Source organism: Stenotrophomonas sp. LARHCG68 (assembly GCF_052871705.1).
In genome coordinates this window covers 1-12,952 of the sequence record NZ_JBIXJV010000008.1, presented here as the reverse complement: position 1 = coordinate 12,952, position 12,952 = coordinate 1, and the positions used below count along the sequence as shown (strand labels likewise).

The window sequence follows — 12,952 nt, the reverse complement described above, 5'->3', positions numbered from 1 at the left end:
CGCGGGCGCGCCACCCTCGGCAGCTTTTTCGGCGCCACGGGTTGAGTCGCGCGGGGGGCGGGCGGTGGCCGCCCCCCGGCCCTGCCCCCCAGAATGTGCGCAGCACCACGGGGGATTCATGGAAGATCGTTCGCATCGCAACTCGTCACGCAGCACGCCCGAGCCGTTCTGGCAGCGGCTGCCGTCCATCACGTTCTACCCGGTGCGCGGCGCGGCGCTGTATGCACTGATCGCGCTGACCCTGTGCACCCTGCTCGGCCTGCTGCCGGGCATCGGCTGGATCCTGGCCATCGTGGTCTGGGTCGGCGTCTACCGTTACGCCTTCGAGATCCTGCGCGAGACCGCCAACGGGCGTCTGGCCGCGCCGGAGAACACGCTGTACTCCAGCGACGGCACCGTGATCCGCCTGCTGGCGATGATGATCCTGATGGGCATCTTCGTGGTCGTGGTGGCAGCCTTCCTGGGCCCCATCATCGGGTTGGCCGCACTGGCCGCGGTGGTGTTCCTGCAGCCGGGCTGCGTGATCTCGCTGGCCATGGACGGCAGCCTGCGCGCCGCCCTGAACCCGGCCACGCCGATCACCCTGGCCGTGCGTATCGGCTGGCCCTACCTGGCGGTGTTCCTGCTGCTGTTCGTGATCCAGGCCAGCGCACTGACCGCCGGCAAGTGGCTGCATGCCGTCATGCCCCCGATCATCGGCGACCTGGTGCTGACCTTCTTCAGCATCTGGGGGTTGTTCGCCACCTTCCACCTGCTGGGCTACATGGTCTACCAGTACCACGATGTGCTCGGTTTCGAGCCGGAAGGCGCGCCGCAGCCCCTCTCCCGCAATGCCCCTGACCAGGCGCTGCTGGACGAAGCCGAGCACTTCGTCCGCGACGGCCACCCCGAAGCCGCCATGGATGCACTGCGCGCGGCCGTCCGCAGCCGCGCGGTCGGCTTGCCGGTCCATGAGCTCTACCATCGCCTGCTGCGCCGCAAGGGAGTCTCCGACGCCCTGCGCGAGCACGGCCGCCAGTACATCACCCGCCTGCTGGCCGAAAAGGAGGAACGCCAGGCGATGCAGGTGCTGCGCGAGCTGCTCGAAACCGATCCGGACTTCGCCCCGGCCGATCCGGAGCAGGCCACCACCCTGGCCGAGCGCGCCCGCCTGAGCGGTCAACTGCAGCTGCAGCTCGATGCCCAACTGGCCATGCTCAAGGCCTGGCCGCGCGCGCCGCTGGCACCGCAATGGGCGGTGCAGGCCGCACTGCTGCTGGCCGAACGCTACAGCCGCGATGACGAAGCGCGCGCCCTGCTGGAAGACGCCCTGGGCCGCTGCGAAGACCCCGAACAGCGCCGCAAGCTCGAAGCCGCGCAACGGGCACTGAGCCCGAACCTGGCGTGACGCGGTTCGGCCCCTGACAGTGGCGGGGAGTTCATCCCCGCCTGCGGCATGGCGACCGGGGCACGACGGGCCTCAGCTGTTCTCGAGCAGGAACCGCGCCTTCCCCGCCTGCTCCGAACCGGGGTAACGCCGCGCGATGCCATCGAGCAGGCGGCGCTGCTCCTCCGGCGCGTGCAGCTCACCGTGGCGCAGGGCCAGGCGCAACCACAACTGGGCCTGCTCGCCCTCCGGCAGCCCGGAGGCCTTCAGCAACAGGGCCTCGGCCTCCGCCAACCAGGCCTGCTTGAAGCAACGCGCCAGCACTGCCCGCAACGTCGACGCGGGCGGCATCCCCGGCGAGGCCTGCAGCTTTTTGACCAGGTCATGCTGCGCGGCGCGCTCGGCGGGGTCCGTCGCCTCCAGCATCATCGCCTCACCCAGCCGCGCCTGTGCGGCCGCACCGCGGCCATCGTTGTCGGCGACACGCAAGCGCGCCAACGCCACGTCCAGCCGGTGCGGCTGCTCGGCGGCCAGCGCGGCGAGCAGCCGTTCGGCGGCGGCATTCTCCATCCGCCCCATGTGCAGCAGCGCCTGCTCCCAGCGCGTGTCGGGGGCTGCCGGGGCCTCGTCCTCACGCATGAAGGATTCGCGGGTCTGGTGGGTGAGCACCAGCACGCCGCCCAGTAACGCGCCACAGACCAGGCCACCGGCGTGTGCGTCGAAACCGATGCCCGCCCCCTGGTTGGTGAAAAGGTTGAACACTTCCCAGCCCAGCCAGACCGGCAGCAGCCAGATCGCCGGCGCGCGCACGTAGTTGAAGAGGATCCCGAACCAGTAGAAGAACCGCACCGGGCGCAGCCCCCACACCACGCAGAATGCCCCCATCACCGCGGCGATCGCACCCGATGCCCCCAGCCCGCCGCCGGCCTCGCCCCAACGCCACAGCACACTCACCGCACTGGAACCCAGCGCGCCCAGCAGGTAGACGGCCAGAAAGCGCCAGCTGCCGATCGCCCCTTCCAGCAGCAGGCCCAAGGCCACCAGCAACACCATGTTGCCGAACAGGTGCAGCGCGTCACCATGCAGGAAGGCCGAGGAGAACATCCGCGGCAGCGACCATTCCGAACTGCGCAGCAGATGGCGCAGGGTGAACACCTGGTCCAGCCGGGACTGGTACTGCTGGTGCAACGGTGCCCATTCGTTGCGCTCTTCTTCCGTCTCGAACAGTTCGCCGTGCTGCAGGGCCTGATGGAATGCGACGTCAGTTTGCGTCGAGGCGGCCAGATAAACCGACTTGTCACGCGCGGGCAGCGCCTCGAACGCCTGCAACGCTTCGACCTGCCCGGTTTCGATCAGGTGCTTGCGATAGGCCGGCACCTCGCGGGCGTCGAGGCCAGAGGCCAGGTACCAGGCCTGTGCAGCCTGGACCTTGTCCTCGTCCGGCACCTGCCAACCGAAGTAGATCAACACATTGACCAGCACCAGCAAGGCCGTCACGCAGGGAAACGTGGCCAGGCTCAGTGGCTTGTGCAACGGCAGGATCAACATCGACGGACATTCCCTTGTCTGGACGGCGCAGCTTCAGCGATCCGATAGCCGCGCGCAAGCGCCCGCGGCTACCATGGCGTCCTCCCGCAAAGCATGCATTCCCGCAATGAGCCGTTGGCGCCCACCTGCAGAAAAAAGCACCGCGCTGATCACGCCCCAAGGCCACGCGCGCCTGAAGGCCGAGCTGGACGAACTGTGGCGCCAGCGCCGCCCGGAGGTGGTCAAGGCGTTGGCTGCGGCGGCGGCCGAGGGTGACCGCTCGGAGAACGCCGAGTACACCTACCGCAAGAAGCAGCTGGGTGAAATCGACCGGCGCGTGCGCTACCTGAGCAAGCGCCTGGAAGCCCTGCGCGTGGTGGACACCCGCCCCAGCGACCCGGAAGCGGTGTTCTTCGGCGCCACGGTCGAGTTGGAGAACGTCGATTCGGGCGACAGCCATGTCTACCGCATCGTCGGCCCCGACGAGACCGATGCGGCCACCGGCTGGATCAGCATCGATTCACCGCTGGCCCGTGCCCTGCTGAAGAAGCGCATCGACGATGAGTTCAGTGTCGAGCTGCCCGGCGGCATCACCCGCTTCGTGCTGGTCGATGTCAGCTACGAGGGCTGACCCGGGCAAGACCCCCATCGCAGAAAGCGGCCAACACGCAACAACGTAGCGACCGTTGCGGGGATTGCATCCCCGCCTACGCGGGTTCGGCCAACGCGGGCCGATAGCGACGCCCCTCACGCAGCGGGCGGAAGTAGTCCGCCTGCGCCAGGAATGCCGCATCCTGGTGCGGATGCCACCCGGGGATGCCGGCCAACGGCAACGGGCGCAATTCGGATGCAGCGGCCAAGACCTGCCCGGCGGTGATCGCCGCGGCGACCCGCGCCACGGCAGCGGCGTCCGCTTCACCGTGCACCACCACGCACTTGCCGACCAGCAAGCGTCCCGGTACCAGCATCTGTTCCATCAACGCGTGCCCGATCACGGCGGCCACGGCGATGTCACCCCGTTGCCAGCCCGCTGGCGCGAACAGTGCCGGCCAGTCGTGCCGATCCCACGCCAGCAGCAGCGCCGGATCGCGCACGCGCACGATCACGCCGGATTCGTCGAACTGGGTCAGGGCCTGCTGCGCAGGGTTGCGTTCGCTCGCCCCCAGCCGCGCGATATGCAGGCACTGCCGCGCATTGAGCGCATGCTTGATCGCCGGATGGCGCATCCACACCAGCGCGTTGAACAGGTCATGCCAGTTCTCTTCGCGCGTGGCGATGCGCCCCTGCGCAATGCGGGTTTCGTAGTGCAGGCCGTCGGCCAGCAGTGCGGCGTCCTGTGCCACGAAACGGTGATGCGGCGACGCCAGCCGCGCATTGAGCGCATCGATGGCGGGCCAATCCGCGCCGGTCAGCAAGTCCCGTTGGTCGGCATAACCGTCGAACACGGGATGCCGGAAACACTCGGCACCCACCTGCCCGCGCAACGGGGCAATGAACCGACGCCGCCCCTGGCCGGCGCCTACTTCATTCACCGTTGCGGTCACAGCACCTTGAGATCGAACGGCTTGGCCGCCTGCTCGACCAGTGCATCACCGAACAGGTCGTGCTCGTCGCTGTCGGTGATCTCCACGTTGACGAAGTCACCCACGCGCAGGCGTGCTTCCTCGCCGTTCTGGATATGCACCAGGCCATCGATCTCCGGCGCATCGGCCTTGGAACGGGCCACCGCGATGCCGTCTTCGATCACATCGACCAGGCACTGCTGCACGCTGCCGATCTTCGCTTCCAGCTTGGCGGCGGAGATGGCTGCCTGCTTCTCCATGAAGCGCGCCAGACGCTCCTGCTTCACCGCTTCCGGCACCGGGTCCGGCAGGTCGTTGGCGGTGGCACCGTCCACCGGCGAGTACGCAAACGCACCCACGCGGTCGAGCTGGGCGACATCCAGGAACTCCAGCAGCTGTTCGAACTCGGCGTCGGTCTCGCCCGGGAAGCCGACAATGAAGGTCGAACGCACGGTGATGTCCGGGCTGATCTCGCGCCAGCGCAGCACCCGCTCCAGGGTCTTGTCGACCGCGCCCGGGCGCTTCATCAGCTTGAGGATGCGCGGGCTGGCATGCTGGAACGGGATGTCCAGGTACGGAAGGATCTTCCCTTCGGCCATCAGCGGCACCACGTCGTCCACGTGCGGGTATGGGTAGACGTAATGCAGGCGGGTCCAGGCATCGAGTTCGGACAGGCCTTCGCACAGCGCCTTCATGCGGGTGGCGTATTCCTTGCCGCGCCAGGTGCCCGGCGCGTACTTGCGGTCCACGCCGTAGGCAGAGGTGTCCTGCGACACCACCAGCAGCTCGCGCACGCCGCCCTTCACCAGACGCTCGGCCTCGCGCAGCACTTCATCGACCGGGCGCGACACCAGGTCGCCACGCATCGACGGGATGATGCAGAAGCTGCAACGGTGGTTGCAGCCTTCGGAAATCTTCAGGTAGGCGTAATGACGCGGGGTCAGCTTGATGCCGTAGTCCGGCACCAGGTCCACGAACGGGTTGTGCTTGGGCGGCAGGGCCGCATGCACGGCGTCCATGACGCTGGTGTAGTCCTGCGGGCCGGACACCGACAGCACGTCCGGGTAATGCTCGCGGATCATCTCCGACTTCTTGCCCAGGCAGCCGGTGACGATGACCTTGCCATTCTCGTTCATCGCCTCGCCGATGGCATCCAGCGACTCGGCCACGGCCGAATCGATGAAGCCGCAGGTGTTGACCACCACCACGTCGGCCGAATCGTAGGACGGCACGATGTCGTAGCCCTCCACCCGCAACTGGGTGAGGATGCGCTCGGAGTCGACGAGGGCCTTCGGGCACCCGAGTGAAACAAACCCTATACTTCTACGCTCCGACACGGCAAACCCTGGCTCTATGGCTACAAAGGCGAGAGTTTACAGCTACTTGCGCTTCAGTGATCCCAAGCAGGCGGCCGGCAGTAGTGCCGACAGACAGCTGGAGTACGCGCGGCGCTGGGCCGCCGAGCGGGGGTTGACCCTCGACTCCACCCTATCCATGCAGGATGAGGGCCTGTCGGCCTACCACCAGCGCCACGTCACCCGGGGCGCTCTCGGGGTGTTCCTGCAGGCAATCGATGACGGCCGCATACCCGCCGGCTCCGTCCTGATCGTGGAGGGGTTGGACCGCCTGAGCCGCGCCGAGCCCATCCAGGCCCAGGCCCAGCTTGCCCAGATCATCAACGCCGGCATCACCGTCGTGACGGCCAGCGACGGACGGGAGTACAACCGGGAGGGTCTGAAGGCCCAACCCATGGACCTGGTCTACAGCCTGCTGGTGATGATCCGGGCGCACGAGGAATCGGACACCAAGTCGAAGCGCGTGCGAGCGGCCATCCACAGGCAGTGCCAGGGCTGGATCGACGGCACTTGGCGTGGGCTGGTTCGGAACGGCAAGGACCCGCACTGGGTTGCCCTGGAGGGCGACACTTTCGTTCTGGCCCCCGAACGGGCCGAGGCGGTCCGCAAGGCAATCGCTATGTTTCAGGATGGCCACGGCGCGGTCAGGATCATGCGGACGCTCGATGAGCTGGGCCTGCAGCTGACCAACGGCGGCAACCCCTCCCAGCAGCTCTATCGGATCGTCAGGAACCGGGCACTGATCGGCGAGAAGGTCCTGAATGTCGATGGCCAGGAGTACCGCCTGCCCGGCTACTACCCCGCCCTGATCGAGCCGGAGGAGTTCGCCAGCCTCCAACACGTCACCGGCCAGCGGGTACGCCGCAAGGGCACCGGTGAAATTCCGAGCCTCATCACCGGCCTGCGCATCAGCTACTGCGGCTACTGCGGCTCCGCCCTTGTCGGGCAGAACCTGATGAACCGCGCCCGCCGGGCGGACGGCAAGCCACAGAACGGGCACCGCCGGCTGATCTGCGTGAGCAACCAGCAAGGCGCGGGCTGTGCAGTGGCGGGTAGCTGCAGCGTGGTGCCGATCGAGCGCGCCGTCATGGCGTTCTGCGCCGACCAAATGAACCTCTCCCGCTTGCTGGAAGGAAGCGACCGGGCGGAAGGGATAGCCGGCCAGCTGTCAGCGGCCCGCGCGGCAGCCGCCGACACCTCCGCCAAGGTGGAGAAGATCACCGACGCCCTGCTGAGCGCAGAGCCTGGCCAATCGCCGGCCGCCTTCATGCGCCGCGCGCGCGAGTTGGAGACTCAGCTGGCCGAGCAGCAGGCCCGGGTGGACGCACTGGAGCATGAGCTGGCCACGGCCGCTTCATCCCCAACTCCTGCTGTCGCCAAGGCCTGGGCTGAGCTGGTCGAAGGCGTCGAAGCCCTGGACTACGACGCGCGGATGAAAGCTCGCCAGCTGGTGGCTGACACCTTCGACAAGATCGTCATCTACCACCGCGGCGTGACGCCGGAGGTCACCCGTTCCTGGAAGGGAACCATTGCCGTGCTCCTCATGGCCAAGCGCGGCGGCAGCCGGCTGCTGAGCATCGACCGCCAGACGGGGGCCTGGCAGACCGGCGAAGACATGCAGGCGGGCGACCTGCCTCTGCCACCCGGGATTGCCCGGTGACCCAGCCGGGCATGCCCAGCACCTGCAGTACCTGCATGCCCTGCAGATTTTCGGATGACCTGCAAGGCTGAGCCTGCGCTCGACACCCGCCATGCGCCATTGCACTTGGGGTCGGGAAACGCGATGCCACCTGCCAGTTAAAACGCGCCACTTGCTATTTAAGCGAAGGCTAAAGAACTGGGCGGTGGATCACCACCCCACGGTAGCCGGGATTCCGGCTTTTCCACCATTGGTGGAGAAGCCCCTACTCGCCCGCCTCCTCGTAGCGCACCGCCTTGACCAGGTAGTCCCCGGCCCGAAGTCGTAGCCGGCTCGCCGCAGCTCTGGACCGGGCTCGCTGCCGCCAGTTGCCGGCGCTGGACTGCTCCAGCTGCCGGGCCTGCCCGTCCAGCTCAGCCGCCCGAGCCCTTGCCCAGGCGGCTTTGCTGGGATGCCACACCTGCTTCTTGGTCGATGTGTCCATGGCCTGCAGCTTGGCAGGCGTCAATCGCATGGGCTGCGACCCGCTTCGTACGCCTCGCGTTCGAAGTCAGGGGTTCAGCTTGGCGACGAAATAGTCCGGCTTCCCGACCGTGCCCCACTGGCGCACCGCGGCGCACACCAGCTCCTTCGCTCGCATCGGGTCCATGGGGAACGTGCCGCTGTAGACGTAGTAATCGACCCATCCGTACTCGCCGGCCGGGTCCACCTCGCAGGACAGGTGCAGCAGGAAATCCCGGTCGTCGTCGGTGTCATCGGGCTTGATGCCCAACTCCTCCCGCAGCTCGCCGGCCAGCAGGCGGTTGTGGGGGCGCATGGCGTCCGCGACCACGATGCCGTGCAGCATCAGGTCCACGGCAACCATGGACATCGATCTGGGGGTGCGGAATACGGGGATCTTCATGCGGCCGCCATTGTATGGATCGGAGATGGCCGGATCACGACGAGCCTTGCGGGGCGTCACGCGCCATGTCTGGGGACACGGCGGCCGGCGCAGCACCGGAGTTTGGGCTCGCAGTGCAGAGGCCACTCCCCTGCCACGGGGCGTGTTGATGGCCGGTGAGCCATCTCATTTCAGTATAGACGAAAATAGATCAATCCCACACACTCTCACTGCCGATCAGGTGGTCAGTAAAAGCTGGGAACTCCACTTTCGAATGAAGTAGAAGTGATCGATCCAAAGCTAGGGCCGCCAGACTAGAAGGCCATCCCGAATCATGCCTACACGTCTGCCGTGAATGAGTTGGGGCGACCTGCTTCAACCCATTGCTCCACAGCCAACTTAACTCGCTCCTGCTCGAATAGACTCCCCCCGCCATCGCTTGACGTGTAGATATAGTAGTCGACCCATTCAGCGGTCGCATCGATGAAGAAGGCAAAGGATAGAAGACGCTTGCGCTGATCAAGATCCAGCAGGGAAGCCACTCGTTCCTCGAATGCACCAGCGCTCCCGCCCAACCCTGGCACGATCACGATGCCCATTGATCGCAAAGCCAGTGCGACAGTCGCGGCAAATCGAGGACTCTCCAAGAGAAGTATCCGCATATGCACAGCTCTCTAATCTACGGAAGAAGTGATTCAGGTGCCGGTTCACGACGAGCCTGTCGGGCGTCTCGCGCCTTGAGGTGGACAAGACCCAAGGCGGCCGGCGTGCGGCTGAGCGCCTCACGCTGAAGCTGAACACACATCAACTTCAGCATCTCGCAGCAGCCGCAAGAACTACGCCTGAAACGTAGCACACGCCTCTCCCGTCCTACAGTGACAGTTTGTCGCACAATGAGCAAGAACAACTCGGCACCGACGTTCTCAGCGAAACACGCAATGTCGATTGAAGTGGGACACGCACGCCACCGGCAGCACAGCACCCGCCAACATCAGCATGGATACCTGCTTCGTGTAGCCTCACGCATCGTGCTGTGGCGCTCTAAAGCCTCGCCACATGAACAAGAAAGTTCCGCCTTTACCCTCCATTACCCCCATTGTGGGTGCTGCGAATTGCAACCCCAAAATGGGCAGCAGCACGTTGGACATAAGCAGCCTTGATCCCGGCAACTATCACCGAAGCGGGCAGCGGCTCGGGCAGGCCCACGTCGTAGCTGTTCCCCAGCACCTCATCGATGCTGTTCTCCAGCTGCGGACCCAATGCCTCGCCGCGCTTGAAGGAGCCGATGTAGCTCCACCACTGGGTATGCCAGATCACCTTGCCTGCGGTGCTCGGCGTCCCATCATCGTTCGGCGTGAAGAAGATTTCCGCCCGCCGGCACACCAGCACATCCCGGTTCGCTTCGTCGTAGACACGCTCCACGTCGCCGCCTTCCGTCACCCGCATTACCTGCTCGCTCATGCTCAATACCCCGAAACGTCAACAGTGATGATTTGCATCTGGTTGCTGGATGCCACTGGAGCCGGCGCGGCCCAGGGCGCGTAGGAGCCCTCCCCCGTGTTCTGGGATGCGACGGTGCATCCCGTGGCCGAGGAAGTGATCAGGCTCGCGGAGCACGCCCACATCCAGTTGGATGACGGGGTGGCCTGGTTGCCCATCCATCGATAGGCCGGGATGGGCACGATCTGGGCGTACTGCCCGGCCGGCAGCACAACCGAACCCGACGCCGATGTGCCGGTCAGCACTGTGGAGTTGACGACCCGCATGTACCGCTGCCGCGAATCGAACACCGGCTTTTCCTGAGCATCGAACAGGCGAATGCCTGCACCGCCCCCGCCAAGCACCTTCGGGCGGTCGAACACGAACACCTCGATCTCGTCAGTTGGCACGGCTCCCGCGCCGTGCGCCGAGATCCAACCGAACTCCCAGCCGCCCGACACTGGCCGGGCGCGCATGACCGTCCACGGCTTGCTGCTGCGCGCTGCGACGATGGGGCGGCCCAGTCCCGGCAGCGACAGCAACGCTTGGTTGCCATAGCCGCCGGTCACCGGTCCGGTGTTGCCCGCGTTGAACTTCACCGTGTGCTTAGACACGAACGCATAGTTGAAAAAACGCTCATCGATGATCAACTTCAGGTCATCGTTCCTGATTTGAAAGCCCGCGCGCATCAGAATGTCCCGTAGTAGAAGCGGCCGGGACCCGACCAGCTCAGTGTTGTGCCGCTCACCGTAGGCAGCATGAAGTTGCTGGGGTACATGATCCCGTTCTGATCCAGCACAGGGAACACGAATGGCGTGCCCTCGGCCAGCTCTGGAACGACAACCGAGCCGGCCGAAGCCGGCTCCATGTACCCAAGCAAGCGCGTTGCCCGGCTCGTCAGTGTCAGCTCAACGACGTTCGCAGCGCTCCGCGTCCTAAGTCCCGCCGGCATCTACGCCTCCCATCAGTCAACAAGCAGACCAAACTCCACCCGCTTGACGTTGTTGTTGTCCCGGATAGTGACCAGGGTGTTCATGATCTCCATCGAGCCCTGTGCGTTGGAACCACGGATGAAGGTCTGACCTGCGGTGGTCTTGCATTCAATGCAGTTCGCCGTGGTGCAGTTGGCCGCGCCCACATTGGCCCCGAACCACTGGACAAGGTTCCCTTGCGAGCCGAAGCCAGTGCCCATCACGAGCTGATACCCGTTGCCGTAAATGCGGATGTAGTTGGCCTGCCATTCCATGCCACTTGCCGCAGCACCGGTGAAGACTCGAAACACGCTCGCAAGAATGCTATAGCTGCTGCGCTGCCCATCGTTCTCGTTGATGGTTCCGCTGATGTTCCCATTGACATCAGTCGTTACCGTGTTCCTCGCGCGGATAACATTCTGCTCCTCGCTCAGCAGTTCGATTTGCACGTCGTCCACCAGGACGTACGTGTTCGGATTGCCGGTATTGCTGCATCGGACGCAGAACTGCAGGAATGACACGCCCGCCGGGACTTCCCACACACCGGTGACCTTTCGATAGTTGTAGTCCAGCCCCGGAAGCGCAACATAGGCGTCGGTATCGTAGTGCGTGGTGTACTCGCGGTTGTTATTCCATGCGCTCGCCGAGATACGAACATAGCCAGCCGTTGCAACGGAGCCTTGGGCACGAACCCAGAACGTGCACCTGAACTTTTGGCCTTGGCTTACGCGGATATGCCGCTGGTTATAGACAAGGTTGCTGAACCCAATAAGCATGCGCAGGCACCGACCGGAACGGGCATTGGCGGTGCTGAGGTCTGAATACAGCGGCATGCCATAGCTGTAGGTGTCCACGACACCGGTGCTAAAGCCCCAAGCCTTATCGGTTTCGAACCCGCCATCCAGCGTGACGATTGCGTTTGACGCAATGCTCACTTCCGAAAGGTTCGTGATGGCCGCACTTGCACCGTCAGCCGTCACCTTCACTTGGCCAATCTGCTGTGCCTGAGTCGTCACCCGCCCATCAATGTTGCTAACGTCGGTGGTCAGGCCCGAGATTGCAGCGGCCGTGATAACGCCCTGTGCCGATTCGACCTCGCACACGGCGTTATCGACCAAGATGCCACTTCCGACGGCAGTGTGATTCCCGATGTAGATCATCGCCTTGCCGGTTGCAGCTCCAGCCGGCACATTCACCCAGCCCGACATGATGCGACTACCCCACACCCAGCCACCCGTCGTTGTCGTGATCCATGGCAGCCACTGGTTCGGCAGGGCCGTTCCCGTGGTGTCATAGAAGCGGACACCAATACGGATCTGCGTACCAGCCGCTGGAGCGGTGCCGGCGGTCTGCGAGTCGAGCGAGAGATACACGCGCTTCGAGTTGCGGATCTCGAAAACTTGCGCGTTGAACAACGTTCGATTCGGGTTCGCCGCGTCACCATTGAACCGCATGGAGTAGCGGCCATTTGCTGCAGAACCGTCAAAGAACGCGGACGACGGCGGCAGCTGGTTGTTGCTTGGGCTCGTCTCGACAGTACCCCAGCCGATGTTCCCCGTGATGGTTTCGAAGGACGGGTTTTGGATCGTCGCGATGTCGCCGATGGCACTCCGAACGGACGTAAGGCTGTCCGCCATCGCGTTATCGCGCGTGACACTGGCCTGCTCAACAGCCGTGACACTCGCCTTCGTCGCAAGATCGGGGATGGTGGCTTCAACGTTGCCCACCCGCAAGCCAAGCGCGCCATCGCGATCAACGCTGGCTTGATCCACCTGGTCAACACGCGCCTTGGTTTCAAGCACGCCCGTCCCTGCCGGCATGCGTGCCTGCAGCGAGTCGATGCGCAACGCTTCGGCTTCCAGTTCGGATGCGGTGGTGGTGGCAAGCTGCAACGCAGCCGCAGCGGCCTCTGCCACCGACGCGAACTGGCCGATGTACTCCCACGTGGCCGGATTCGTGCTCGGCCTGACGTTCGTGTTCGCAACGTTCGCGCGGTAGAGATTCCCACCCTCTCGCACGAGCCAGCCGGCAATGTAGTCCTCCGTTTCGGACCACTCGGGGGCATTGACGATTTCCCCGACCTCGCCGGCCAGTGCGTCCACCCGGGCGATAGCCTCATCGCGGGCTGCGTTGGCCTTTGCCGTTGCATCCGCCGCAGCCTGCTGGGCGT

General features: G+C 65.0%; 11 protein-coding genes. 3 read left to right on the top strand and 8 right to left on the bottom strand.

Annotation, left to right across the window (positions count from 1 at the left end; genetic code table 11):
• The first annotated feature begins 118 nt into the window (after window positions 1-118).
• Window positions 119-1,387, top strand: coding sequence for a hypothetical protein (locus tag ACIPR8_RS18570; protein ID WP_446541972.1), 1,269 nt, complete (start codon window positions 119-121; stop codon window positions 1,385-1,387).
• A 72-nt stretch (window positions 1,388-1,459) separates the two neighbouring features.
• Here the strand turns inward: ACIPR8_RS18570 and ACIPR8_RS18565 are convergent, their stop codons facing one another.
• Entirely contained in the window at window positions 1,460-2,914 is a 1,455-nt protein-coding gene (locus ACIPR8_RS18565; RefSeq protein WP_446541971.1) for a rhomboid family intramembrane serine protease, read from the bottom strand.
• Between the two features lie 106 nt (window positions 2,915-3,020).
• On the opposite strand from ACIPR8_RS18565, the gene greB reads away from it, so the two are divergent.
• Window positions 3,021-3,524, top strand: a complete 504-nt coding sequence (gene greB, locus ACIPR8_RS18560; protein ID WP_132864377.1) for a transcription elongation factor GreB — start codon at window positions 3,021-3,023, stop codon at window positions 3,522-3,524.
• A gap of 76 nt (window positions 3,525-3,600) precedes the next feature.
• Here greB and ACIPR8_RS18555 read toward each other — a convergent pair whose 3' ends face one another.
• Together ACIPR8_RS18555 and rimO are read right to left on the bottom strand one after the other, a co-directional pair.
• Window positions 3,601-4,437 (bottom strand): DUF3025 domain-containing protein, encoded by an 837-nt coding sequence (locus tag ACIPR8_RS18555; RefSeq protein WP_446541970.1) that lies wholly within the window; start codon window positions 4,435-4,437, stop codon window positions 3,601-3,603.
• Window positions 4,434-5,792, bottom strand: coding sequence for a 30S ribosomal protein S12 methylthiotransferase RimO (gene rimO / locus ACIPR8_RS18550; protein ID WP_446541969.1), 1,359 nt, complete (start codon window positions 5,790-5,792; stop codon window positions 4,434-4,436). The genes ACIPR8_RS18555 and rimO overlap by 4 nt, the downstream gene beginning before the upstream one ends.
• Window positions 5,793-5,838: 46 nt before the next feature.
• Here rimO and ACIPR8_RS18545 point away from each other — a divergent pair, with 46 nt between their 5' ends.
• Window positions 5,839-7,470 (top strand): recombinase family protein, encoded by a 1,632-nt coding sequence (locus tag ACIPR8_RS18545; RefSeq protein WP_446541968.1) that lies wholly within the window; start codon window positions 5,839-5,841, stop codon window positions 7,468-7,470.
• 529 nt (window positions 7,471-7,999) lie between these two features.
• Here the strand turns inward: ACIPR8_RS18545 and ACIPR8_RS18540 are convergent.
• From ACIPR8_RS18540 to ACIPR8_RS18520, 5 genes are all read right to left on the bottom strand, one after another.
• Entirely contained in the window at window positions 8,000-8,353 is a 354-nt protein-coding gene (locus tag ACIPR8_RS18540; RefSeq protein WP_446541967.1) for a hypothetical protein, read from the bottom strand.
• Window positions 8,354-8,670: 317 nt separating this feature from the next.
• Entirely contained in the window at window positions 8,671-8,931 is a 261-nt protein-coding gene (locus tag ACIPR8_RS18535) for a hypothetical protein (protein ID WP_446541966.1), read from the bottom strand.
• Between the two features lie 478 nt (window positions 8,932-9,409).
• A complete protein-coding gene (locus tag ACIPR8_RS18530; protein WP_446541965.1) occupies window positions 9,410-9,793 on the bottom strand; it encodes a hypothetical protein in 384 nt (127 codons plus the stop codon).
• A gap of 2 nt (window positions 9,794-9,795) precedes the next feature.
• Window positions 9,796-10,500 (bottom strand): hypothetical protein, encoded by a 705-nt coding sequence (locus ACIPR8_RS18525; RefSeq protein ID WP_446541964.1) that lies wholly within the window; start codon window positions 10,498-10,500, stop codon window positions 9,796-9,798.
• 275 nt (window positions 10,501-10,775) lie between these two features.
• The coding region (locus ACIPR8_RS18520; RefSeq protein ID WP_446541963.1) for a hypothetical protein at window positions 10,776-12,952 on the bottom strand (2,177 nt) is incomplete at its 5' end.

Excerpts from the sequence above, each read along its gene's own strand:
- ACIPR8_RS18565 (WP_446541971.1), bottom strand. The coding sequence starts at position 2,914 with ATGTTGATCCTGCCGTTGCACAAGCCACTGAGCCTGGCCACGTTTCCC.
- ACIPR8_RS18525 (WP_446541964.1), bottom strand. The coding sequence starts at position 10,500 with ATGCGCGCGGGCTTTCAAATCAGGAACGATGACCTGAAGTTGATCATC.
- ACIPR8_RS18540 (WP_446541967.1), bottom strand. The coding sequence starts at position 8,353 with ATGAAGATCCCCGTATTCCGCACCCCCAGATCGATGTCCATGGTTGCC.
- ACIPR8_RS18570 (WP_446541972.1), top strand. The coding sequence starts at position 119 with ATGGAAGATCGTTCGCATCGCAACTCGTCACGCAGCACGCCCGAGCCG.
- ACIPR8_RS18535 (WP_446541966.1), bottom strand. The coding sequence starts at position 8,931 with ATGGGCATCGTGATCGTGCCAGGGTTGGGCGGGAGCGCTGGTGCATTC.
- ACIPR8_RS18530 (WP_446541965.1), bottom strand. The coding sequence starts at position 9,793 with ATGAGCGAGCAGGTAATGCGGGTGACGGAAGGCGGCGACGTGGAGCGT.
- greB (WP_132864377.1), top strand. The coding sequence starts at position 3,021 with ATGAGCCGTTGGCGCCCACCTGCAGAAAAAAGCACCGCGCTGATCACG.